22 protein-coding genes are annotated in these 22,826 nt (G+C 47.6%); 17 read left to right on the top strand and 5 right to left on the bottom strand.

Annotation, left to right across the window (positions count from 1 at the left end):
• The first annotated feature begins 15 nt into the window (after window positions 1–15).
• The 3 genes from ychF to H5985_RS00835 all read left to right on the top strand — a co-directional run bounded on the left by ychF (window position 16) and on the right by H5985_RS00835 (window position 3,918).
• Complete coding sequence (gene ychF, locus H5985_RS00845; RefSeq protein ID WP_205049419.1) at window positions 16–1,110, top strand: redox-regulated ATPase YchF; 1,095 nt, start codon at window positions 16–18, stop codon at window positions 1,108–1,110.
• A 57-nt stretch (window positions 1,111–1,167) separates the two neighbouring features.
• Entirely contained in the window at window positions 1,168–1,542 is a 375-nt protein-coding gene (locus tag H5985_RS00840) for a helix-turn-helix domain-containing protein (protein ID WP_205049418.1), read from the top strand.
• Window positions 1,543–1,617: 75 nt separating this feature from the next.
• On the top strand, window positions 1,618–3,918 hold the full coding sequence (locus H5985_RS00835) for an AsmA family protein (RefSeq protein ID WP_205049417.1): 2,301 nt from the start codon (window positions 1,618–1,620) through the stop codon (window positions 3,916–3,918).
• 53 nt (window positions 3,919–3,971) lie between these two features.
• Here H5985_RS00835 and ftsY read toward each other — a convergent pair whose 3' ends face one another.
• Complete coding sequence (ftsY, locus tag H5985_RS00830; RefSeq protein ID WP_205049416.1) at window positions 3,972–4,898, bottom strand: signal recognition particle-docking protein FtsY; 927 nt, start codon at window positions 4,896–4,898, stop codon at window positions 3,972–3,974.
• Between the two features lie 6 nt (window positions 4,899–4,904).
• Between ftsY and rsmD the strand changes: the two genes are divergently transcribed.
• Genes rsmD through trmL form a run of 7 tightly spaced genes read left to right on the top strand, consistent with a single transcriptional unit; the run spans window position 4,905 to window position 10,527 of the window.
• On the top strand, window positions 4,905–5,531 hold the full coding sequence (rsmD, locus tag H5985_RS00825) for a 16S rRNA (guanine(966)-N(2))-methyltransferase RsmD (protein WP_205049415.1): 627 nt from the start codon (window positions 4,905–4,907) through the stop codon (window positions 5,529–5,531).
• A complete protein-coding gene (gene coaD, locus H5985_RS00820; RefSeq protein WP_205049414.1) occupies window positions 5,531–6,019 on the top strand; it encodes a pantetheine-phosphate adenylyltransferase in 489 nt (162 codons plus the stop codon). Before rsmD ends, coaD begins: the two co-directional genes overlap by 1 nt.
• Entirely contained in the window at window positions 6,016–7,488 is a 1,473-nt protein-coding gene (locus H5985_RS00815) for a Ppx/GppA phosphatase family protein (RefSeq protein ID WP_205049413.1), read from the top strand. The genes coaD and H5985_RS00815 overlap by 4 nt, the downstream gene beginning before the upstream one ends.
• Before the next feature lie 9 nt (window positions 7,489–7,497).
• A complete protein-coding gene (locus tag H5985_RS00810) occupies window positions 7,498–8,184 on the top strand; it encodes a cell division ATP-binding protein FtsE (RefSeq protein ID WP_205049412.1) in 687 nt (228 codons plus the stop codon).
• On the top strand, window positions 8,184–9,092 hold the full coding sequence (locus tag H5985_RS00805) for a cell division protein FtsX (RefSeq protein WP_205049411.1): 909 nt from the start codon (window positions 8,184–8,186) through the stop codon (window positions 9,090–9,092). Before H5985_RS00810 ends, H5985_RS00805 begins: the two co-directional genes overlap by 1 nt.
• Window positions 9,093–9,125: 33 nt before the next feature.
• Entirely contained in the window at window positions 9,126–10,064 is a 939-nt protein-coding gene (gene rpoH, locus H5985_RS00800; RefSeq protein WP_205049410.1) for an RNA polymerase sigma factor RpoH, read from the top strand.
• Window positions 10,057–10,527, top strand: coding sequence for a tRNA (uridine(34)/cytosine(34)/5-carboxymethylaminomethyluridine(34)-2'-O)-methyltransferase TrmL (trmL, locus tag H5985_RS00795; protein ID WP_205049523.1), 471 nt, complete (start codon window positions 10,057–10,059; stop codon window positions 10,525–10,527). The genes rpoH and trmL overlap by 8 nt, the downstream gene beginning before the upstream one ends.
• 12 nt (window positions 10,528–10,539) lie before the next feature.
• Here the strand turns inward: trmL and H5985_RS00790 are convergent, their stop codons facing one another.
• The 4 genes from H5985_RS00790 to H5985_RS00775 form a co-directional block, all read right to left on the bottom strand.
• Complete coding sequence (locus H5985_RS00790; RefSeq protein ID WP_205049409.1) at window positions 10,540–11,235, bottom strand: response regulator; 696 nt, start codon at window positions 11,233–11,235, stop codon at window positions 10,540–10,542.
• Entirely contained in the window at window positions 11,235–13,130 is a 1,896-nt protein-coding gene (locus tag H5985_RS00785; protein ID WP_205049408.1) for an ATP-binding protein, read from the bottom strand. The genes H5985_RS00790 and H5985_RS00785 overlap by 1 nt, the downstream gene beginning before the upstream one ends.
• 79 nt (window positions 13,131–13,209) lie before the next feature.
• On the bottom strand, window positions 13,210–13,722 hold the full coding sequence (gene secB, locus H5985_RS00780) for a protein-export chaperone SecB (RefSeq protein WP_205049407.1): 513 nt from the start codon (window positions 13,720–13,722) through the stop codon (window positions 13,210–13,212).
• Between the two features lie 44 nt (window positions 13,723–13,766).
• Window positions 13,767–14,171, bottom strand: a complete 405-nt coding sequence (locus H5985_RS00775) for a rhodanese-like domain-containing protein (protein ID WP_205049406.1) — start codon at window positions 14,169–14,171, stop codon at window positions 13,767–13,769.
• 179 nt (window positions 14,172–14,350) lie between these two features.
• Here H5985_RS00775 and gpmA point away from each other — a divergent pair, with 179 nt between their 5' ends.
• The 7 genes from gpmA (at window position 14,351) to sppA (ending at window position 22,791) form a co-directional block, all read left to right on the top strand.
• Complete coding sequence (gene gpmA, locus H5985_RS00770; protein WP_205049405.1) at window positions 14,351–15,100, top strand: 2,3-diphosphoglycerate-dependent phosphoglycerate mutase; 750 nt, start codon at window positions 14,351–14,353, stop codon at window positions 15,098–15,100.
• Window positions 15,097–16,527, top strand: a complete 1,431-nt coding sequence (locus tag H5985_RS00765; protein ID WP_205049404.1) for a peptidoglycan DD-metalloendopeptidase family protein — start codon at window positions 15,097–15,099, stop codon at window positions 16,525–16,527. The genes gpmA and H5985_RS00765 overlap by 4 nt, the downstream gene beginning before the upstream one ends.
• Window positions 16,528–16,538: 11 nt before the next feature.
• Window positions 16,539–18,026, top strand: a complete 1,488-nt coding sequence (locus tag H5985_RS00760) for a S41 family peptidase (protein WP_205049403.1) — start codon at window positions 16,539–16,541, stop codon at window positions 18,024–18,026.
• A 6-nt stretch (window positions 18,027–18,032) separates the two neighbouring features.
• Entirely contained in the window at window positions 18,033–19,160 is a 1,128-nt protein-coding gene (locus tag H5985_RS00755) for a metallophosphoesterase (RefSeq protein ID WP_205049402.1), read from the top strand.
• Between the two features lie 75 nt (window positions 19,161–19,235).
• Entirely contained in the window at window positions 19,236–20,159 is a 924-nt protein-coding gene (locus H5985_RS00750) for an FtsK/SpoIIIE domain-containing protein (protein WP_205049401.1), read from the top strand.
• Window positions 20,160–20,199: 40 nt separating this feature from the next.
• Window positions 20,200–20,955, top strand: a complete 756-nt coding sequence (locus tag H5985_RS00745) for a pyrimidine 5'-nucleotidase (protein WP_205049400.1) — start codon at window positions 20,200–20,202, stop codon at window positions 20,953–20,955.
• A gap of 33 nt (window positions 20,956–20,988) precedes the next feature.
• Entirely contained in the window at window positions 20,989–22,791 is a 1,803-nt protein-coding gene (sppA, locus tag H5985_RS00740; RefSeq protein WP_205049399.1) for a signal peptide peptidase SppA, read from the top strand.
• Window positions 22,792–22,826 lie beyond the last annotated feature (35 nt).

Below are 22,826 nucleotides of genomic sequence, written 5' to 3'. Positions count from 1 at the left end.
TTTGGATTAAAAATCATGGGATTAAAATGTGGCATCGTTGGCTTGCCTAACGTCGGCAAGTCCACTATTTTCAACGCTCTGACCAAGGCGGGTATTGCCGCCGAAAACTATCCGTTCTGCACCATCGAACCCAACGTCGGAATCGTGGAAGTACCGGATAACCGACTGCAACAGCTTGCCGACATTGTGCATCCTGCCCGCATCGTTCCCGCTGTCGTGGAATTCGTGGACATTGCCGGTCTGGTTGCCGGTGCTAGCAAAGGCGAAGGCCTGGGCAATCAGTTCCTGGCCAATATTCGTGAGTGCGACGCAATCGCGCATATTGTTCGCTGCTTTAACGATGACAACATCGTACACGTCGCAGGACACGTCAATCCCACCGAAGATATTGAGGTGATCAACACCGAATTGGCCCTAGCGGATTTGGCTACGGTGGAGAAATTGCTCAACAAATATTCCAAACAAGCCCGTCAGGGTGGTGACAAAGAAGCCTTAAAGCTCGTTACCGTTTTGGAAAAAATCCAGCCCGTGCTCAACGAAGGGAAACCTGCCCGCCAGGTCGCATTGACTCGGGAAGAAAAAGCCATTATCAAACCCTTGTGTCTGCTTACCGTTAAACCGACGATGTATGTCGCCAATGTCGATGACAGCGGTTTTGAGAACAACCCTCTTTTAGAAGCAGTCAAAGCGTTTGCTGCCACCGAAAATGCTCCTGTGGTTGCCCTTTGCGCCAAAATTGAAAGTGAGATCGCAGAGCTTGACGAAGAAGATAAAAAACTCTTCTTGGAAGACATGGGTATGCATGAAGCGGGTTTGGATCGTGTGATCCGAGCCGGTTATGATTTGCTCGGTCTTCAGACCTACTTTACCGCCGGTCCGAAAGAAGTTCGCGCCTGGACCATTCATAAAGGCGATACCGCACCTCAAGCCGCCGGTGTCATTCACACCGACTTCGAACGAGGCTTCATCCGCGCTCAAACCATCGCTTTTGATGACTACATTTCTCACCACGGAGAAAAAGGTGCGCAGGAAGCTGGCAAAATGCGTGCTGAAGGAAAGGACTACATCGTTCAGGACGGCGATGTGATGAATTTCTTGTTTAACGTTTAGAATGGATGTGATCGACGTTTCACAATCCTTCTGATTGACTTGTAGCGAAAGACGATTATGGCAACTGTACTCGCTAAACGCAGACGTGAATTCGGTGAACGTTTACGCACCGAACGGGAGCGTCTCGGTTATACCGAATTACAAATCGCCCAGCTACTCGGCGTTCCTCTTGAAATGTATCAAAAATATGAGTTGGGGCAGGAAGACCCCGGCATATTCCGGATGCCCCGACTCAATGACTGTGGTTTTGATATCCTCTTTATCATCACCAGTGAACGTCACAACCCCGTCGAAGAAGAAAGTGAGTTGCTCGCTCGGTTTCGCGAACTTTCCAATCGCGGCAGAAACTCGATTTTCATGACCCTTGACGCCTTAGAGCGCTTAGCTCCCAACCTTCGTCAAACCATACGAGATAAATGGCGTAACAAATAGCATATCTTTCCCTCTGCAAAGGGACTTTTTTCGTGCTATGTTTTCCAAAGTGATCGTTCTTTTCGGACTTTTCCCATGCGTATCCTTCGCACTATTTTGTGGATTGTTTGCGTTTTAGTGCTACTGGCTATCGGCAGCGTGGTTGCTCTTTATTTTCTGGTGACCCCGGAGTCTGTGCAAAGTCGCATACAGCACTCATTCAATCAAACCGGCATGACTATTCGTACCAATGAGTTACCCACGGTCAGAGTGTTACCGACGATTAATATCTCTTTGCCCAGCGCTCAACTTTTTGACGAACAAAACAGACTCGTTGCTTTTTATCGTTCTGCCCATTTTACGGTGAGTCCCCTGTGGCTTGCTTTCGGCCAAGTTCACATTGAAAACCTCCTGATTGACGGTTTTTCATTACAGGAAACTGACTGTCCGACTCCTTCATCGTGGCTAAAAAACAACATTTCCACACAAACGGCGTTAATTGACGGAGTAACAATCAATTCCGTTGAACTGAACAATTCCGATATCAGTCTGAAATTTGAAGATAAAATCCTGAAGCTGCAAAATCTTCGTGCAACGGTAGGCTCCCCCTCTCCTCAAATGCACGCTCCCGTTGCCTTTTCTTCTCAGGCTCAGCTCTTACCGGACAGTTTGCTGATGGATATTGAGGGGGCTTTTACTTTTGATTTAAATTTAGCTTCCGGCCAAATGGCACTGGAAAATTTATTGCTAAAGGCCACCGGTACTCATCAAGGTCGGTCATTTAATACCCAATTGAGTTCTCCTTTGACTCAAATTACCGCAGAAAATGTCTATGCTCAAACCGCTCAATTAAATGTCGGCGGTGACCCGTCTTTGGGCGATATTTCTTTGACAGTCGCCGAATTAAACATTACGAAAGATGCTTTGCAAGCCCCGGACATTTATGTTCAATACAAAAAGGGCAGCGGCGCACAGGAATTAGCTTTTGAGCTGCGTTCCCCGATCGTTTTTGACCGTCAGCAGGTTTTGTCAACGACCGATCACATTCAAGGTACATTGCGTCTGCCCGGACAAACAGAAAGTATCCCCGTCTCCGGCAATGCAAAAGTCGATTGGAGCAATGAAAAGGTACAAGGGGAACTTTTCGCCCGTGTTCACGGAGCTCCGATGAGTCTGCAAGGTGAAAGCGCCGGTTTTGACCACCCGGCCATCAAAGGAGACGTTGTATTCGGGCGTTTGGAACTGAATGATTTTTCTGTTTTCAACTCTTTGCAGAAAGCACAAAAGACCCTGCCCTTACTCGAAACGGATGCCGCAGCAATACAGTCCGAACAGGTACAAAGTGAACCATCGGAGTCCACCGCTGTTGAACCGAATGAGAAACCGGTCGCAAACAATGTTCAAACGGATAACGCCAACCCCGAATCCGATCAAGTGATTGATTCTGAAAGCGACTCCGCAACAGACACCAATGTGGCTACTGCCGATCCTGGCACAAGTGAAACAAAAGCAAATGAACCGGAGGCTATTGCCCAAAACGTTAATAGCGAAGTCTCTGATACAGCCGTTCAGAACGAAGGGACTCCTTCCGTCACCACCGATGAACCGACCGGCGGTGAGGCAGACTTCAGTTTTTTAAATTTGTTTGACTTTGAAGGCTCATTGGTTGTCGGAGAACTAAAGACCGGACCGGTCAAGCTGGTTCAATTAAAGTCCGACATGTCCGTTCAAAACGGCGTATTGCGTCTACCCAAAGCCCAAGCGGTGACCTATGAGGGCAAGACTGAATTGGATGTGCAACTGAATGCCCAAGGTCACTGGAGCGTTCGCTACAGCGGCGAGAGCATTAACCTGTCGTCTTTACTTGCCGACACAAACGGCAACAGCAAAATGGGGGGTGTCATGAATATTCAGGCCAACCTCTATGGCGACGGCTTCCTGCAGGAAACGCTTAACGGCCAAATCGGATTTTCTGTTGCACGGGCAAAAATCTTCGGTTTCAACCTGGACGAAGCCGTTAAGAATTTAAGAGCATTTAAAGAACCGCAACAAAATAGTGAGCTTTTCACACAAACCGACCATATCGAAGGCATCGCTACCATTCACGACGGTCTGGCCAACGTTGAACGACTCCAAATCAATTTCGGTTCCTTACGCACTCAGGGAAGTGCAAAAGTCACCTTGGATGAACAGGAACTGACAGGACAATTGACCGGTTCCAATCTGTCGGGTTTGAAACTGACATTTAACCTGGGCAACCAATGGTACAACCCCACGGTCAGTCTGGATGTTGAGAAAATTCGTCACGACAACCATTTAATACCGAAATCTGAACCTGCAGAACCGAAATCTTCGAGCTGGGACAAACTGAAGAATTTCTTCAGAGATCGTTTCTAGTTCATCGCATTCGCTTTGATTGCGGGACTTCTCAAAGAAGTCCCGTAATCGTCTTAACCGATAAGAGCTCGAGCAAACTCCTCGGCATTAAAGGGTTGCAGGTCTTCAATAGACTCACCGACCCCGATAAAATAGATCGGAATGGGGTTTTGAGCCCTCATGCGACTGATAGCAACCAGGACCCCTCCTTTAGCAGTCCCGTCCAACTTCGTAATGATTAACCCGGTTAACGGAACAGCCTCATCAAAGGCTTTTACCTGTGCCAAAGCGTTCTGACCATTTGTTCCGTCAATCACAAGAATAACCTCGTGCGGCGCCCCCTCCAAGGATTTATTTTGGGAACGGGCGATTCTTTTGAGTTCTTCCATCAGGCGAGTCTGAGTCGTCAGTCGCCCGGCGGTATCGACAATCACCACATCACTGCCACGTGCCTTTCCGGCGCTCACGGCATCAAAAGCTACCGCTGCAGGGTCTCCTCCGGTTTGAGAAATGACCTCCACCCGGTTTCGTTCTCCCCAAACAGCCAACTGTTCCCGAGCCGCAGCTCTGAACGTATCGCCGGCTGCCAACAAAACGCTTTTACCCTGTGCAGAAAGCCATTTACTGATTTTGCCGATTGAGGTAGTTTTGCCTGCACCGTTCACCCCGACCATCATCATCACAAGCGGCTTAGTCCGATTTAAATCAATGCTACCTTGTGCGGGCTTTAATAAAGCCACTATTTCCTCGCGAAGTGCCTCTCTGACTTCATCTTGAGTCTTCAGACCTTTGAGCTGGATCGTGTCGCGAAGCTTTGTCAACAGTTCGGCAACGGTTGAAACGCCCATATCTGCAGAAATCAGTGCAAATTCGAGCTCTTCGAGAAAGTCTTCATCAACTTTTCCACCGGTAAAAAGTCCGATAATATTGACTCGGGTTCGATGAAGACCGCTTTTTAATCGTTCCAACCAACCCGCTTTTTTATTTTCAGTCGTTATCATTAGTGTATGCGTCCATCAAAAAAACAAAATTCATCACAACCCGTAAGTTTAGCAAGAGCGCGCGGTGCAGGTACCGTCCGTATCATTGCAGGAATGTGGCGGCGAACCCCTTTAACGGTATCCGATCTCAACGGCCTGCGTCCGACCGGTGATCGCGTCAGAGAAACGCTTTTTAATTGGCTCACTCACCTTCTTGGAGACTTTTCTCAAGTAGAAGGTTTGGATCTTTTCGCAGGTTCCGGTGCCCTGGGACTGGAGCTTGCCAGTCGCGGAGCCAAAACAGTCACCTTAATCGAAAAAAATAGAGCCGCTTTTTCTAAATTGCTCGCTATACGAGAAAAACTCAAAGCCGAAAAAGTGTTGGATATTCACTGTGCCGACAGCCTGAATTTGTTACCAACCATTAATAAAAAATTCGACATTATTTTTATCGACCCGCCTTTTGCACTCAATTTACACGAAAAAGCCATTAAGTTAGCTCTTCCTCATTTAAAAGAGAATGGATTTATTTACATAGAATCCCCACGGGAATGGGATGCAAAAATTTTATCTGACTTAAAATTGACAGTAATACGGCAATCTGACGCAGGGGCCGTCACATTCCGTCTTGTCTGCAATAACCGGGAATTATGATGACGATTGCGATTTATGCCGGCACTTTCGATCCCTTTACCTTGGGTCATGAAGACGTTTTACGCCGTGCCCAACAAATTTTTGATGAAGTGATCGTCGCTGTGGCCGCTGATACGGGAAAAAACACCTTTTTTTCCTATGAGGAACGAGTTCAGCTGGCTCGGGATACATTAGGGAATTTAAAAGGGGTAAAAGTCCTCGGTTTTGAAGGTCTGTTAAGCGAGTTTGTTAAAAAAACAGGGGCCACGGTATTGATTCGCGGAGTCAGAAACGGCAGTGATTTTGACTATGAAACACGCATGGCTTGTGTCAATCATGCCCTCAACCAAAATGTGCAGACCGTATTTTTCCCTCCTATGAACGGGACCCAATCTATTTCAGGATCTTTGGTTCGGGAAATCCATCGGCTGGGCGGGGATGTTTCTGCCTTTGTCAGCCCAACGGTTTGCAAAGCCCTTGAAGCCAAACGCGCAAGGGGTAAAAAATGACCACTCGATTAGTCGCCGTTGACCTCGGTTCGAACAGCTTCCGATTAGAGATCGGCCGTGTGGAAGGCAACCGTATCATTTGCGAAGACTATTGCAAGGAAGGGGTTCGCTTAGCTGCCGGACTTGATCCTGAGGGCTATCTCACCGAAGAAGCACAAAATAAAGCTTTCAAAACACTCAGCCGATTTCACGAAAAAATTAAAGATTTTCCCCCTGATTCGGTCAGAGCCGTCGGCACCCAAACCATCCGTGTCGCTCAAAATAACAAGGAATTCCTCGAAAAAGCCCAGAAATTTCTGGGATTTCCTATTGAAATCTTGCCCGGTCAGGAAGAAGCCCGCTTAGTCTTTGAAGGCTGCTCACACCGTCTGCCTTTTTCCAATAAAAAAAGATTGGTCATTGATATCGGCGGCGGCTCCACTGAGCTTGTCACCGGCGTCGGTCACCATGCCGATCGTTGTGAGTCTTTTCATGTCGGTTGCGTCAATCTCTCCCTGCGCTATTTCCCGGGAGGTGTCATCACGAAAGAGGGTTATGAGGCAGCAAAGCTTGCCGCTATGGCTGAATTTCAAGAGGGCAGGGAACGATTTAACTCCACTTTATGGGATGAGGCCTACGGATCATCCGGTTCAATGGAGGCTATCTGCAGTTTGGCGAAATCCTTCGGACTGACAGGCGAAGCTATCACCCTGGAGACCCTTCGTGAAATTCGAGACTGCATGATTGCCCGGGGACATATTGATAAGTTGGATTTTGCTGATTTGCATCACTCGCGCAAAGAAGTCATCACCGGGGGATTGGCGGTACTGCACGCTGCCTGCGAGGCACTGAATATTCAGAAAATTCGTTTTTCTTCCGGAGCGCTGCGTGTGGGCTTACTCTATGAACAGTGGTCTCGATTAAACGGGAGAGACTTGCGAGAAAACAGTGTCAGAGAACTTTTGCGTTACAGTCGGGTCTCAGAGGCTCAAGCAATCCGCGTCAGTCAGCTGGCTCAACAGATTCTTGAGCGGCTTTACCCCGATGCCTCGGACGATATTAAAAAACGTCTGCATTGGGCCGCACTTTTGCACGAAACAGGTAATCTCATCAGTCATAACCGTTTCCACCGCTTAGGGGCCTATCTGATTGAACATTTCGACCTGCAAGGCTTTTCTGTCAATGACCGACGTTGGGTTTCACAACTTGTTTTAGGGCATCGAGGGCGACTGTACAAAATTGAATCTCAGCTCAGTAACCCGGACTGGGCCAAATCTCTGTTGGTGTTGCGTCTGGCAAGCATCATTGCACACAAACGCGAAGATATAACGCTTCCTGATTTTGAGTTATCCCAAAGCCAACCCGGTCATTGGAGATTATCATTTAATCATTCCGGTTGGTTGGATAAACATCCGCTAACAGATTTTCTCTTACAAAGAGAAGTTAATGCTTGGAAAGCCGTAAAATATCAGTTTGACTTTGAAAAATAATTATCTTTGATGTTTGAATCGACTGCTCCTGTTCAAGAAGAGCCTTTGGTGCAGCTGTCCCACGTTTTTGTGGAATTCGACAAACTGCAGGTTCTCCGTGATGTATCGGTAGATATCTACCGAGGGGAGTTTGTTGTCCTACACGGAGATACCGGTTGCGGGAAATCCACCGTTTTACGGTTAATTGCAGGCTTACTCAATCCCACCCGAGGGGCGGTCAGAGTGGCCGGCGAAGATGTCCAAGAATTTTCCACCTTGCAACGACGCTGGTTGCGTCGAGCCATCGGTCTCATGCTTCAAAATTCACCTTTATTGGAAGACCGAACCATCTTGGAAAATGTCATGCTCCCGGCATTGGCTGCGGAAGCCACAACCGATCAGGCCAGGCAACAGGCCCTGGCTGCACTCTCCCGGTGCCATATGTCGGATTGGGCTTTGAATTACCCCATTGATTTATCCTCCGGTCAACGCCAACAGGTGTGCCTTGCCCGAGCAGTCGTCAACCAACCGGTTTTAATTCTGGCCGATGAACCTGCTGCCCACCTGGATGCCAATAACGCTCAGACCGTCATCAATTTGCTGGGAGAATTTGCCAGTGTCGGGGTAACGGTCATCGTGGCCTCTCACCTTTTGTTGGCACCCCGCGATATCGCCTATCGTGAAGTGAAATTTGCCTCTCAGCACGGAGGACTGTGATGAGTTTTACATCTTCTCGCGTCTGGGCTCTGCAACAAGTTTTTCGCGGCATTAAAAATGCCAAGGGTGTTTTCTTCCTTGCATTAATGCTTGCAAGTCTGTCACTGACTATTCCTGTCTTCGTGGCCAGTGTTCTTTACAGCCTCTCCGAACCCATTCGAGCCATCCCTGTTGCCCCTGAAATTACGGTTTTCACGTACCAGAACCTCAGTAAGGCCCAACTGGATAATTTGCGAGAAAGAATCGGACGTCATGAACACGTGATGAAAATCACCACAATTCCTAAAGACGAAGCGTTTAAATCTCTCAACGAAAATTTAGGGATTAAGCAAAATCAGGACAACGCCTCCAATCCCTTACCCGATTTAATTATTGTCACACTCGATACGCATATGCCTGCAGCTGATATCGAGCGCACAGCCAAAAATATTGAAAAATTAAAAGGAGTCAGTCTCGTGGCCTACGACAGCACTTGGCTGACAAAACTTGATGCTATTTCTCATGCCATTACGAATTTGGGCTGGATCTTTGTTGCCATCACATTGTCTTTAATCGTTTGTGTCATAGCTGCCAGTGTTCGTTTAGCTGCCGATACTCAAAAAACCGAATTAAACATGTTGTATCTTTTCGGAGCAACGCCGTCGTTTTCCATCCGCCCCTATGCTTGGCGCGGCTTTTTGACCATGGGCTTGGCAGCCGTTATCGCTATCGGCTTATCTTCTTTTGCCACCGGTTTTCTCAATGAAGCGCTTTTAACCGTCGGTGAACAATACGGTACCTCCATTGCCATCACTCCTCTACCCTGGGAATTTAATGCGGGCTTCATCGCTTTTTGCGCCCTGCTCGGCAGTCTCATTGCGAGTATCATTACCCAGCGAGCAATCGCTAAAATCGAACGATTTGCCTGACCTCGTCAGCAATCTTCCCCCTAAGGCTTTTACATGGCAGATTCCGATACCAAAAAAAATGGCACGTCTCTTGCCCTTGTTCCGTACCAGAGCAAGGTCCCCAGTGTCATCCCGAGTTTAGGCAATTTAGAGGCCTACATTCAGGCTGCCAATCGTTTCCCTATTCTGTCTTACGAAGAGGAGCGCGACCTTGTCAATCGTCTGCACAAAAACAACGATATGGCCGCCGGCCGTGCCCTAGTGATGGCCCATCTGAGACTGGTCGTCGCTATCGCACGAACCTACTTAGGCTACGGGATCCCGCACGCTGATCTGATCCAGGAAGGCAATATCGGACTGCTGAAAGCCATCAAGCACTACGATCCGTCTCACGGTGCACGACTGATGACTTTTGCCGAATACTGGATTCGATCTGAAATTCAGGACTATATCGTCAAAAATTGGCGACAGGTCAAATTGGCAACAACCAAGTCTCAGCGCAAGCTCTTTTTCAATTTGCGCTCCATGCGGGGAGAAAACGCTCTGACGTATTCGCAGGCAGACAAAATTGCCCATGAGTTGGATGTCAAACCGTCTGAAGTCCTCGAGATGGAACAGCGCATGTACGGTAATGAAACACCCATTGATCTGTCACCCGAGAACTCTGAAGGCGATGATGACCGCAACACGGCCCCCATTCAATGGCTTGCCAGCACTGACTCGGAACCCACCGTCGTGTTGGAGCAAAAAGATGAGGAGCGGATGCAACAAGAGGGTATCCGACAGGCACTGGCATGCTTGGATGAACGCAGCCGACATGTCATCATGTCTCGCTGGCTCAATATTGACGATAGCGGTAACAACACTCCGAAAACGTTACAAGAGCTCGCTCAGGAGCTGGGCGTTTCGGCTGAACGAGTCCGCCAAATCGAGAAAAATGCTTTGTTAAAAATGAAAAAGGCGCTGACGGCGCCCTCTGATGAGTATGTTTAGAATCGTTTTAGTTGCTCCGGAAATTCCACCCAACACCGGAAATATCATTCGTTTATCGGCCAATACCGGCTGTGAGCTACATCTGGTGGAGCCACTAGGTTTTACACTTGAAGACAAGCACATGATCCGAGCCGGACTGGATTATCACGAATATGCCACCGTGAAAGTTCATAAAAGCTTTGATGCGTTTCTGGAAAGTGAAAAACCTGACCGAAACCGAATGTTTGCCATGACGACCAAAGGCTCACACCCCTTTTCTGATTCACACTTCTTACCCGGTGACTGGTTCGTATTCGGCAGTGAAGGCCATGGGCTACCCGATGAAATCCGCAACAGCTTCCCCGAAACTCAGCGAATTCGACTGCCGATGCGTCCGCACAACCGTTCGCTGAATTTATCCAATACGGTTGCCATTACAGTCTATGAAGCTTGGCGCCAGAACCATTATGAAGGCGGCATTTAACGCCCCCTGTAATCAGCCGTTATTTTTCTTCTGATTCAGGCTTTCAAGCAAATAGCGATCCATGTGTCGTTCGGCCGCAAATACCGCGGCCTGAACGCGGGAGCTGAAATCAAAGCGACGCATGATCCTTTGCAAATGGGCCTTGACCGTACTTTCAGACATATTCAAAAGATTGGCCATTTCACGGTTGCTTGCGCCCTGAGCCAAACAGCCGAGGATTTGCCGCTCACGTTCTGTCAGGCTTTTTACCGTCTCAGGACGCACTTCCGGCATTAAGGATAGGTGCTTGGCTCTGATACCGTTGACAAACTTACTCGTCATCTCAGGCGACATCACGCTTTCGCCTGCGACAACCTGACGAACGCTGTTAACCAAGTAGTCCGCATCAATATTCTTGACCAGATAACCCCTTGCACCCAGTACAAAGGCTTCTTTAAGATCTTCGGCATCTTCACTGACCGTCAACATGACTACCGGCAACTCCCGATTGCCGGCAAGCATTTGCGCAAGAGCCTCCGTTCCATTCATAACGGGCATATCCAAATCCAACAGCACCAAATCAGGTTTTAACTGTTCGGCCAGTTTCACTCCTTCCAACCCGTCGGAGGCTTCACCCACAATTTCAAAATCATCCTGACGACTTAAAAGCGCTTTTAAGCCGGAGCGAAATAAAGTATGGTCATCCACTAAAAGAATTCGAATAGTCATCAACGTCCCTCTTTGGGCAAAATCAACCGTACTGTGGTTCCCTGATCGATGTCGGACTCAATTTCAATACGGGCGTTCACTTTTTGTGCTCGTTCTCGCATGATAGACAATCCCACGTGGCTTTGCTTTCGTTCATTTAGTACTTTCGGATCGATTCCCACGCCATCGTCCATCACGGTCATTTCAAAATTTTCATTGTTGCGGATGTTCACCATGACTGTTTGAGCATGTGCGTGTTTACGCACATTTGAAAGTGCTTCCTGCAAAATGAAGATAACCTGCAACTTTTGTGCTGATGTTAAATCTGAACCTTCATTTTGAATAGTCAGATGAGTCGTCACCCGAGTCTGCCTTTCAAAGCGTTCCAAAACGCTTTTAACCAATTCTTCCAGCTCTTCCTTGTAGACGCGTGTACGGAAATTGAGTAACAGTTCCCGTACATCATCGTAACACTCCTGCACACCGGCCTTGATCTGCCGAATCCCGTCATCAATTTGTTCCTGATTTTTGGCCTTCAATGCCCCATCGAGCATTTGAACCTGAAGATTAACAAAGGAAAGTGTTTGAGCAATGGAGTCATGCAAATTTTGCGCCAGAATATTGCGCTCCTGAGCAACCGCCATCTGTTGATCCAATGCAGCCAGGCGCATATTTTCAATAGCAGCGCCGAGGTGTCTGCCCAAGTTCTCGAGCAACATATCAAGCGCTCGATTTTGTGTTTGTTCCACACGGTAGAAAAGAACGAATACTCCGATGTTCTTCTGACGATAACGAATGTGATAAATCACTTTTTGGATGAAGTCAGACTCTATTGCCTCACCGGGCCGGTTCATTCCGGCTCGAATCGGATAGGGGCTCGAAAATATTTTTTCTCTAAATTCTTTTGGGATGTTTTCACACTCTTTGGAAACAGATTCTCCCAATCCTTTTTGCAAAATACTTTCAAAAACACCTCGATTTTCGTTCCAGAAACACACTTGTACCGCCGGAGCTCCGGCCAAAGTCAGCACACGAGCAGAGAAGGACTCCAACATTTCATCCATGGAGTGCTGTTCGCCTAAAAAAGCAGTCAAACCATATAAGGTCGTTAGATGCGAATTTTTTTCGGCCAAAGAAGCAGTCTTTTCCTCAACCATATTTTCCAAATTGGTGTAAACATCATCGAGGTGACTGGCCATTTCGTTAAAACCGGCCGAAATTTCTGAAAATTCCTGAGTGCCCTCCGCATGAACTCGTGTTTTCCAATCTCCTGCTTTTAACCGTTCGATACCGGCCTGTAACTGGTTAAGCGGCTTCAATACCGAGGCAAACAGAAACCACATCACAACAATGACACTTAATATCGACAGACCGCCCAACGCTATCTGGGTAAATCTCAACACCACAATGTTGCGATTGACCTCGGCATCCATCAGGTTTTGCCATTGATCCAACTCACCGTTTAATCGGTCCAGATTAGACAAAATTTCATGACGATCTGCGCTCGTAATATTGTGAGTTTCATTCCACTTCAACAACAAGGGCTTGACACTTTGACGCCAAATCTCATCAATATGGCCCATAATCGCATCAATGCGCTCATCACGGGCCATGACTCGATACGTAGATTCATCGCCTAAAATAGCCAGATTAAGCGTTTGATCCACACGCCACACTACCCCTTGCACGTCAACCGACAGACTCATTGCAAAGCCGGTTGTCAGATCGTAACCGACTTGAAAAAGTTCAGCTCTGATATCTGTTGCCCGACGCATCACATCAGTGGTGATTTCCATTTGTCGGGACAAAAATAGGGTATAGATAACCGAGGCAATTAAAACAATCACCCAAAGCAGAGCCAGTCGCAGCAAACGACTGGAAAGTTGAGGGGCCTGGATCGCTGAATTGGTTGTCATATACAGAAAAAGGGAAAGACTGACGGACAAAAGCGCCGTGGTTCTTTCCCTTTATTTTGGCACACGGATGCGCCGGATATTAATTTTGTTGTTCAGCCTTAGCTTGATCGGCTGCCACGGCGGCTTGAGCCAAACGTTGTTGATACAACATTTCAAAATTCATTTCCGGCAGATTCACCGGAGCCATCGTGGTACGGGTAATCATATCGGCGATATTAGCACGCAGATACGGGTAAACAATGGTCGGGCAAATTACATTGCCAATATGAGCCATTTGCTCTTCATTGAAACCACGGATTTGGAAAATACCGGCTTGCTTAGCTTCTGCGATCAACATCACGTTCTGATCGGCCTTAATCGTCACCGTGGCTCGAACCGTCACTTCCTGGTGAGCATCATCAAGCTTCTTAAGACTGACTTCAAACTGCATATCAACAGTCGGTTGTTGTTGCAGCGGGGTGACAAACACTTCAGGTGCATGAGGCATTTCGAGCGAAGCATCCTTCATGTAGCAACGTTCGAGTTGGAAAGCGGTGCTCGGAGCCTCGGGTTGTTGATCCTGTTGAGCGGTCGTATTGGTTTCGTCTGCCATTTTCAAAATCCTTAAAAGGAATAATTAAAACAATCAAAAATATATTAACGGGTAAAGGGTAGCTTGGCATCCACCCAACCCTTGATACCGCCTTCAAGGACAAATACATCTTTGTAGCCCTGAGCGCGCAAAATTTTGGCGGCTTTAACGCTGGAAGTCGTCACCGTATCCACGACGATCACGGGGCGATCCTTCGGAACTTCGTTGACTCGTCCTTCAAAGCCGTCAATAGGAATACTCTTGGAGCCGGCGATGGCACCTCGTTTGAAATCTTTTGAAGCTCGCACGTCCAAAACAAAAGCATTCTTCTTATTGATGTAATCGATTACCTCTTCATTGTTGAGACTCGGTCCCATCGAACGCTTACGGACATAGGGTTCAAGTAAGAAAGCGCCGGAAATAAAAACCACGGCTACCAACAAGATATTGTCAAGTAAAAATTCAAACACGATTTTCTCGCTGCTGATGATTCAAAGAAAAAGCGGTCGGTTAAAAGCCAATCGCATCTTGATGTTGGATAGTACAACAAATTACAACTTTTTGTATGTTTCAAAACCCCAGCCACGCCAATTCTTTTAAAATTGTGAGGTTAACTTTTCTTTTCTCACTCTTTGATATAGAGACTCTTATGTTTAAGCTTGTACTGATGCGACATGGCGAAAGCCAATGGAATTTGGAAAACCGTTTCACGGGCTGGACCGATGTGGATTTGACCGAAAAAGGTCGTGAAGAAGCTCGAAAGGCCGGTGAATTGCTCAAAGCCGAAGGCTATGACTTTGACATCGCCTACACCAGTGTCTTGCGCCGTGCCATCCATACACTTTGGATTGCCCTGGATGCCATGGAGCGCATGTATCTGCCCGTCAAGAATTCCTGGCGTTTGAATGAACGTCACTACGGTGCTCTGCAGGGTTTAAATAAGGCTGAAACAGCTGCCAAGTACGGTGACGAACAAGTCCTGATCTGGCGTCGCGCTTATGCCATTCCGCCGATGCCGCTGAGCCCCGATGATGAACGTTGGGCCGGTAACGATCCCCGTTACGCAAGCTTAAAACCCGAAGAAATCCCTGCAACCGAATGCCTCAAGGATACCGTGGCACGTGTCATTCCTTATTGGAAGGAAGAAATCGAACCCACTATCCGTTCAGGTAAGCGAGTACTGATTGCTGCCCACGGCAATTCTTTGCGTGCTTTGATTAAGTACATTGACAATATCAGCGATGAGGAAATTGTTCACCTGAATATTCCGACCGCTCGCCCGATTGTCTATGAATTTGACGATGATATGAAGCCGATTCGCCATTACTATCTCGGCAATCAGGCTGAAATTGAAGCAGCTATGGCCGCTGTAGCTGCTCAGGGTAAAGCCAAAAAGTGAGATTGATTTCGCATTCACTTTCTGTGTTTTTTAAAGCGCTCGGTTTATCGGGCGCTTTGCTCTGTTTGAGCGCTTCCCCGCTTTTTCCGTACAGCGGGATCGGGCAGGCTTATGCCCAAACCACTCAGAAAAAACAAACGAATGCGAAGAAAACAACCGCCCGCTCGACGAAAAGCAATTCGACCAAACGACAGACAACAGCCAAAAAAAACACTCAAACGTCCGCCAAACGGACTTCCTCAAAGAGTTCGGCTTCCGACGTGAGTGAAAAGCGACGCAATGAACTTCAAAGCCAGCAGAAATCTCTGCAGGAACAGCTCGGTTCTTTGAAAAAGCAACTTTCTCAGACAGAGGCGAGTCAAAATGAAGCCAGTGATGCATTGGCTGCCAGCGAAGAGGCCATCTCAAAAGCCAACCGCAGGCTGCGTGAACTGAGTAGCGAACGCTCTCGCGTCGAGAACCGTTTAAAAGAACTTCGGGAACAGGAGTTGGCTGTTAACGGTCAATTGACGAGCGCTGAAAAACAGAATCGAGCCATTGCGCGGGCCCAATTTCTGAATTCTCGCCGCCAATCTTGGCAGACACTCATTGCCGGCAATAATCCCCATGAGGTTGCGCGAGACGCCGCTTCCTTGCGCTACTTTGCCAGAGCCCAGCAAAAAGCAGTCAATCAACTGTCTGAACAGCAAGCAAACATTCACTCAGTTTCGGAGGAAACCAAAAGCAAACGCAAAGAACTGGCAGGAATTGAAGCCAGTGAAAAAGAAGGGCGCGCTCAATTAATGAAAGAGCAGCAAACTCGCAAAGAAACGCTTGAAAAATTAAAAAAACAGATTTCCGAGCAACGAGCCTCCATTGACAAGTTGGAGCGAGACCAGCAGCGCTTGGGTGAGTTGGTCGCCAATATTGATAAAGTTCTCGCTCAACGCAAAGCCGAAGCCGAAAGACGCGCTCAGCAAGCCCGCAAAAAACAGCCGGCAAGCGGCAAAGTCTCGGTCGGAGGTCGTACCCCCAGCGGAGCCTTTGCTAAGCAGCGTGGTAAGTTGCTGATGCCTGCCTTGGGTAAGATTGTCGGTCGTTACGGTCAGGCCCGAGCCAATGTCTCCGGTAAGAGTACAACGTGGCGCGGATTAATGATTCAAGCCCGCCAAGGCAGCGATGTTTTGGCTTGCGCAAACGGTCAGGTGGTTTTCTCCGATTGGCTGCGTGGATTCGGTAACTTAATCATCGTGGATCACGGTGACGGTTATCTGTCGATTTACGCCAATAATGAATCGCTTTTCAAGAGCGTCGGAGACAGGGTCTCTCGTGGCGAAACCATTGCCTCGGTCGGCAATACGGGCGGAGAAGAAAAACCCGGACTTTACTTCGAACTTCGCCGTAACGGTCAACCTTTCAATCCCTTACCATGGATTGGTAAAGATTAAAACTTACGATTATGAAAAAACATTCTCCCTTACGTAAAGCTTTTCTAACTGTGGCAATTTCTTTGTGTTTTGCCCCGTCGGTTTTTGCAACCGAAGCCGGGCAACAAACAGCGAAATCGCCTTTGCCGCTGCAGGAAATTCGTCAATTCACCGATGTCTATGCAGCTGTGAAAGCTTTTTACGTCGATGAAAATCAAACGCAGGATCGCAAACTTTTGGAAAATGCCTTGGCCGGCATGCTCTCAGGCTTAGATCCTCACTCGGCGTTTCTCGATAAGGAAGCTTTCGAAGAAATGAAAGAAGGAACAGAGGGAGAATTCGGCGGACTGGGCCTTGAAGTGACCATGGATGCCTCAGGCGTTTTGGTTATCGCTCCGATTGACGATACGCCTGCAGCCCGAGCAGGGATTCGCGCAGGCGACATCATCGTCAAAATCGATGATCAGGCCACTCGTGCGATGACGTTATCGGAAAACGTCAAACTGATGCGTGGTAAACCCAAAACAAAAATCAAACTCGTCATTGCACGTAAAGGGGTTGATAAGCCCTTGAATATCACCATTACGAGAGACATCATTAAGGTACAGTCGGTCAAAATGAAAGAGCTCGCCGACGGTATTGCCTACATCCGAATTTCGCAATTTCAGGAACATACGGCCGATGATCTCGCCAAATACTTAATCGAGCTTGATAAAAAACAACACCTCAAAGGCTTGGTCTTGGATTTAAGAAACGATCCGGGCGGATTATTAAATGCTGCAATCGGTGTGGTCTCTGCCTTTATTGAAAAAGATAAAACCGTGGTGAGCACCAAAGGTCGTACCCCGGAATCCAACCGAAGCTTTAAAACACGTCAGGCCGATTATCTCAACCATGATCAGGACCCCAAAGAGGATTGGGTCACCAAGGTACCGCAAAGCGCCAAAACGGTACCGATGGTTGTTCTGATTAATGCAGCCAGTGCCAGTGCCAGTGAAATTGTTTCGGGCGCTTTGCAAGATCATAAACGGGCAAAGATTGTCGGTCAGCAATCTTTCGGTAAAGGCAGTGTACAAACCGTTTTGCCACTAAGACCTCTTGACGGAGGGGAACCGAGTACAGGCATTAAGTTAACGACCTCTCGTTACTACACGCCAAGCGGCCGTTCTATTCAGGCAACAGGCATTACCCCTGATATTGAAATTGCCGATACACCGGAAGGCAACTACGCAACATTTAATATTCGCGAAGCCGATCTCGCTCATCATTTGAAAAATGATGAAGAGAAACGCGCCTATGAGAAAAAGCAACGCGAGGAAAGTAAAAAACAGGCCGACGATGCCAAACAACCTGAATTGCGCTATTTCTTCGGCGACGAAAAGGACTTCCAGCTTCAACAGGCCGTTAAGATCTTAAAAGGCGAAAAATATGTGACCGGTTTTGAGAAAAAATCGGAGACCGGTAAAAAAACAGCCAAAAACGAGAAGTCTGAGGTGAAGACCCAAACCGATAAAAAGTAGGCTCTCATGCAACAGGTCCTCATTCACGTTATTCCTTTATTTTTTGTTCTCTACGTGTACGTGAGTTTGATTTCAAAGACTCACCTACACGTGGTGATCAAAGGATTACTGCTGGTTTTAATTGCTATAGCGAGTCAATATCCCGGCTTTTGCCGTTCGTTTTTCGTCGGTTACGATGACCGGGTTCCTCATTTGGGCATCATCCTTTACAGTTGGCTTTTTTCTACCCAACTGCTTCTGATTATTTTTACCTTGGCCAAAGACGTCATCACTTGGCTTTATCGGCTCCTGCGCAAAAAAACGCTTCCGCACCCCACGACAACCGCCGTTTGTCTGGTGTCAATCACTATGTTTTTGGCAGCCTTCGGCAGTTACAGTGCTTTGAGTCAACCGCCACTTTATAAACTTGACGTTCCTGTTAAAAATTTACCTGCTTCGCTTGACGGTTTCACAATTGTTCAACTCTCTGACATCCACGCCAGTCCTCTTTTGGATAAAGAGCGCTTGATTCGGGTGGTTGACCAAACCAATCAGCTCAAGCCCGATTTAATTGTTCTCACTGGTGATATCGTCGACGGAAAAACCGAGGCCAGACTGCAGGATGTTTTGCCTCTGAAGAATCTTCAGGCTCCCTACGGAGTTTTTGCCGTGGAGGGCAATCACGAGCATTACGTGGACTACGATGCCTGGATGCAGGCCTACCCGACTTTGAATATGACTGTTTTACATAACAGTCATCAAATTCTTAATGTTGACGGTGCTCCGCTTGCTATCGTCGGTATTACCGATCCCATGGCCGTTCGATATCACCGAGAAGAACCCGACATCGAAAAAGCCATGAAGGGTATTGATGAGGGAGTTACCTGCATTTTATTGTCGCATCAGGTCAAGTTCAGTCGTCAATATGCCGAGTATCCCATCGCACTTCAACTGTCCGGGCACACGCATGGCGGACAAATTTTAGGGATGCATTGGCTTGCACAGTTAATCAATAAAGGGTTTGTCAAAGACCGTTATCAAATCGGCGATATGCTTCTTTATGTCAATCGAGGAACGGGGCTTTGGTACGGCTTTCCCATCCGTTTAGGAATTCCAAGCGAAATAACCCTAGTGACACTAAAAAAAGCCGATTAAAAAATTCTTTTTTGCTGAACGCACAAAAACGACTAATATTGAATCAGAAGAATCCGTTTTTGAAAGGATCTAAGTATGCTCAATAAAAATAGTTTCCGTTACTCAGCAGCCATTGAAGCACTGGTAGAAAAACATTCCGACGAAGGCAACGACAGCATGTGGAGTGTCTGGCGTGATCGTCAGGTCAATCGAAACGATTACGGTGGCAATTACTCTTTTGTTTTGGGCCGTACTGCCGATAAAGACAAACCGTTTTACCTCAATTTTGAGTCCGCTTTTGAAGGTTTTGCCGCCCATGCCCCCTACACGCTTGTAACCGGAATGACCGGAAGTGGCAAAAGCTCTTTTCTTCGAAATTTAATTTTGGATATTGCCATTACAAATACGCCTGACCTGGCTGCGATCAAAGTATTTGATCCGAACGGCGGCTGGGCTTTTGAGAGCTTAAAAGGCCTGCATCGCATGCGTGTTGAGACCAACATTGAAACGGCCAAGAGCTATTTGGAAGGCATTACCAAATCGATTAAGGCTCATGAGCAGCTCTTTGAAACTTTAGGCGTTAAAACGCTCGAGGAATGCAATAAGGTTTTGGGACTTAAGAAACGCTTGCTGCGGACCTTCGTGATCATCGACGAAGTCGCTGTCTGGATGATTGACGACGACTTTAAGGCCAAGCTTCTCGAAGCTCTGGATGCTATTTCCAATAAGGGATGGAGTACAGGCTACCACCTGATTCTAGCCACTCAATGGCCTGACCCCAGAGTTTTACCGAAAGAGGTTCGCGATCATTTCGGCAACCGTATTTCGCTGAAATTGCCGACTGCGGAAATGTCAGAATATGCCTTAGGTATCAAGGGAGCTGAATCGCTGACTGATTTGGGTCATATGCTGGCGGTACTCGCCGGGGAACCCGCCCCGATCAATTGTTGGGTACCGTGGTTATCTGACGAGGATGCTGAAAGAATGGTGACTGCCATTCGAGTTGCTGAAGATCGATAACCTTTTGTCGGGCGCTGACTTTTCGGCGCCCTTCTTAACTATGAGTACTTTCAAATACTATCCTCCCGGTGGAAAGATCAGACAGCCGAAGCTTTGGCTCATTGACATGGACGATACCCTTTATTCGGCCTCGGCCGGTATGTTCCATGACATCCATGTACTGATGGATGCTTACATTGTCCGTACTTTGGGGCTTTCTGCCGAAAAAGCCAATGATTTACGAAAGGCCTACTGGCGCCGATACGGCGTGACGTACTACGGCCTGTGGTTGCACCACGGAATCGATCCTCATGACTTTTTAACGCAAACCCACAAAGTCGACACTTCGAGCATCCATACTCAGGGAAAAATGCGCGAGGCCGTTATGTCGTTGCCGGGTCAAAAAATTTTGTTTACTAATGCCCCGGAGAGTTTTGCTCATCAAGTTTTGCAACGGCTCCACTTAAACGATTGTTTTACAGATCAGTACATGGCCGAAAGCATGAAAGTTTTCAATCAGTGGCGCCCTAAACCTTCGGCACAAATGCTTAGAAAAGTGTTGACCAGTCACCGAGTCAAACCGTCTCAAGCCTGCCTGATTGATGACAATCTCGACAACTTAAGAGTGGCAAAAAGCATCGGCATGCAAACCGTCCTCTGTAAGGGTTGGCATCATCACGGTCTTGAGGTCATTCGTCAAAACCTTTATGTGGATGCTTTCGTTGCTCACATTCGAGACATTCACCGAGTGATGTATCAAGAGAAAAAAACGCCTCGAAAACGCTCTCGACCGGTTTTTCTAAATCCCTATAATTAACGCCGTTCTTATTGGTTAACAGTCGAGGTTACTTTGTTTATTTTTCGTTGGATTGCGAAAGTCTGTCGGTTTGTCGGCGCCTGTTTAAATTATCTGAATAAAACCATTCTCTATGTCTTGGAATTGGCGCTTATCGTTGCGTTGATCGTAGCGGGCTATTCATTTTTTAAAACTCCGCAGGTACAACCTCACTCCGTTTTGGTTTTGGATTTAAGCGGGTCTGTGAAGGAGGCCCCGCTTTCTGACCCGGTGCTCCCTGTCGATATTGCCTCAGCACCGACTGGCGTATCTCTGCACGAATTATTAGCCACCTTAAATCAAGCCGCCAAAGATCCCATGATTGAGGGGGTTTTACTGCGACTGGATGAACTCGATAAAGTGGGCCTGGCCTCCATCGGGGAAATCGGTAAAGCGTTGGATCGCTATAAGGCCAGCGGAAAACCGATTTGGGCCTGGGGAACGAATTTCACTCAGACACAGTATGCTCTGGCTTCCCACGCCAATGAAATATATATGCACCCGATGGGAGAGGTTTTTGTTAAAGGCCTGGCCTCCAACCGTCTCTACTACGGTGAACTGCTCAAATCTTTGGGAATTAATGTTCATGTCTTCAAAGCCGGAGCCTACAAGAGTTTCCCGGAAAGCTTTACCTCCAATAAACCCTCGAACGAATGGTTAAGCAGCGAACGATTCTGGCTCAACGACGCTTGGAAACATTTGGCTCAGGATATTGAGAATTCCCGTGGCCTGATGCCGGAATCCATTGATCAATATATCGAAACCTTGCCGACTCGCCTGCAAAAAGCTAATGGCGATCTTGCCGGTGCTGCTTTAAGCGCCAATCTCATCGATGGCACACTCACCTACGACCAAACGGTCAAAACCATTGAAAATAAGCTTGGACAAGGTAAAAAATTAAACTTTGTTTCCTATAGTGACTACGGTCAACAGTTAAATACTCAGTACGGACAAATTGCCGTCATTATTGCAGAGGGAGAAATTCAAGAAGGCCCCTCACAGGCCGGAGTCATGGGAGCAGAAACACTCGTCTCACTCATTGAACAGGCCCGTGAAGACAAAAACATCCGTGCCCTGGTTCTGCGAGTCAACTCTCCGGGGGGATCTGCAGTTGCAAGCGAATTAATCCGTCATGAGTTGGAAATCACAAAAGCTCGTAAACCTGTCATCATCAGCATGGGTGACATTGCCGCTTCAGGCGGATTTTGGATCAGTATGGGCGGCTCTCGTGTCTTAGCTTCAGCCACTACCATCACGGGTTCCATCGGGGTTTTCGGTTTGGCTCCTACCTTTGAAGGTTCACTGCAGTTGGCAAAAATCGGACAAGGCAGTGTAGCCACTTCCTGGTTGGCTAATGCCGAGCGGCTGACTCAACCGATGGATCCCCGACTGGAGAATATTCTTACGCAGTCGGTAGCCAGGACCTATTCGAACTTTATCAATGTGGTCGCGCACGCAAGGAAATTATCTGCCCAGCAAGTTCAGACAGTCGCTCAGGGTCGTGTTTGGACCGGCGCTCAAGCCTTCGATCGCAAACTCATTGATCAGATCGGAAATTTTGAAGATGCCATCGTATTGGCCCGATCCATGGCGAAATTGGATAAAAACGCTTCGTGTGTTTATTTGATTGAACCCAATACTGATCTCGGTTCAATGCTTCGGGAGAGCATGGGCGAGTGGTTTAATCCGCTGGGGATGGCAGGAGTTCCCGAATCGGTACAAAACGAATTAAAACAAACTCAAAACATCCTGCTGCAGGAGCAACATGGTCGTTCTCATATGACCTATGCTCACAGTTTATTGACCACGATTCAATAGCTCCAAATGAAAAGCGGGCGAAAAAACGCCCGCAC

Source organism: Parasutterella secunda, assembly GCF_016901835.1.
GTDB classification, from domain to species: domain Bacteria; phylum Pseudomonadota; class Gammaproteobacteria; order Burkholderiales; family Burkholderiaceae_F; genus Aphodousia; species Aphodousia faecavium.
Note: the sequence above shows the minus strand (reverse complement) of the source record. Positions and strands in the feature narration are given on the sequence as shown.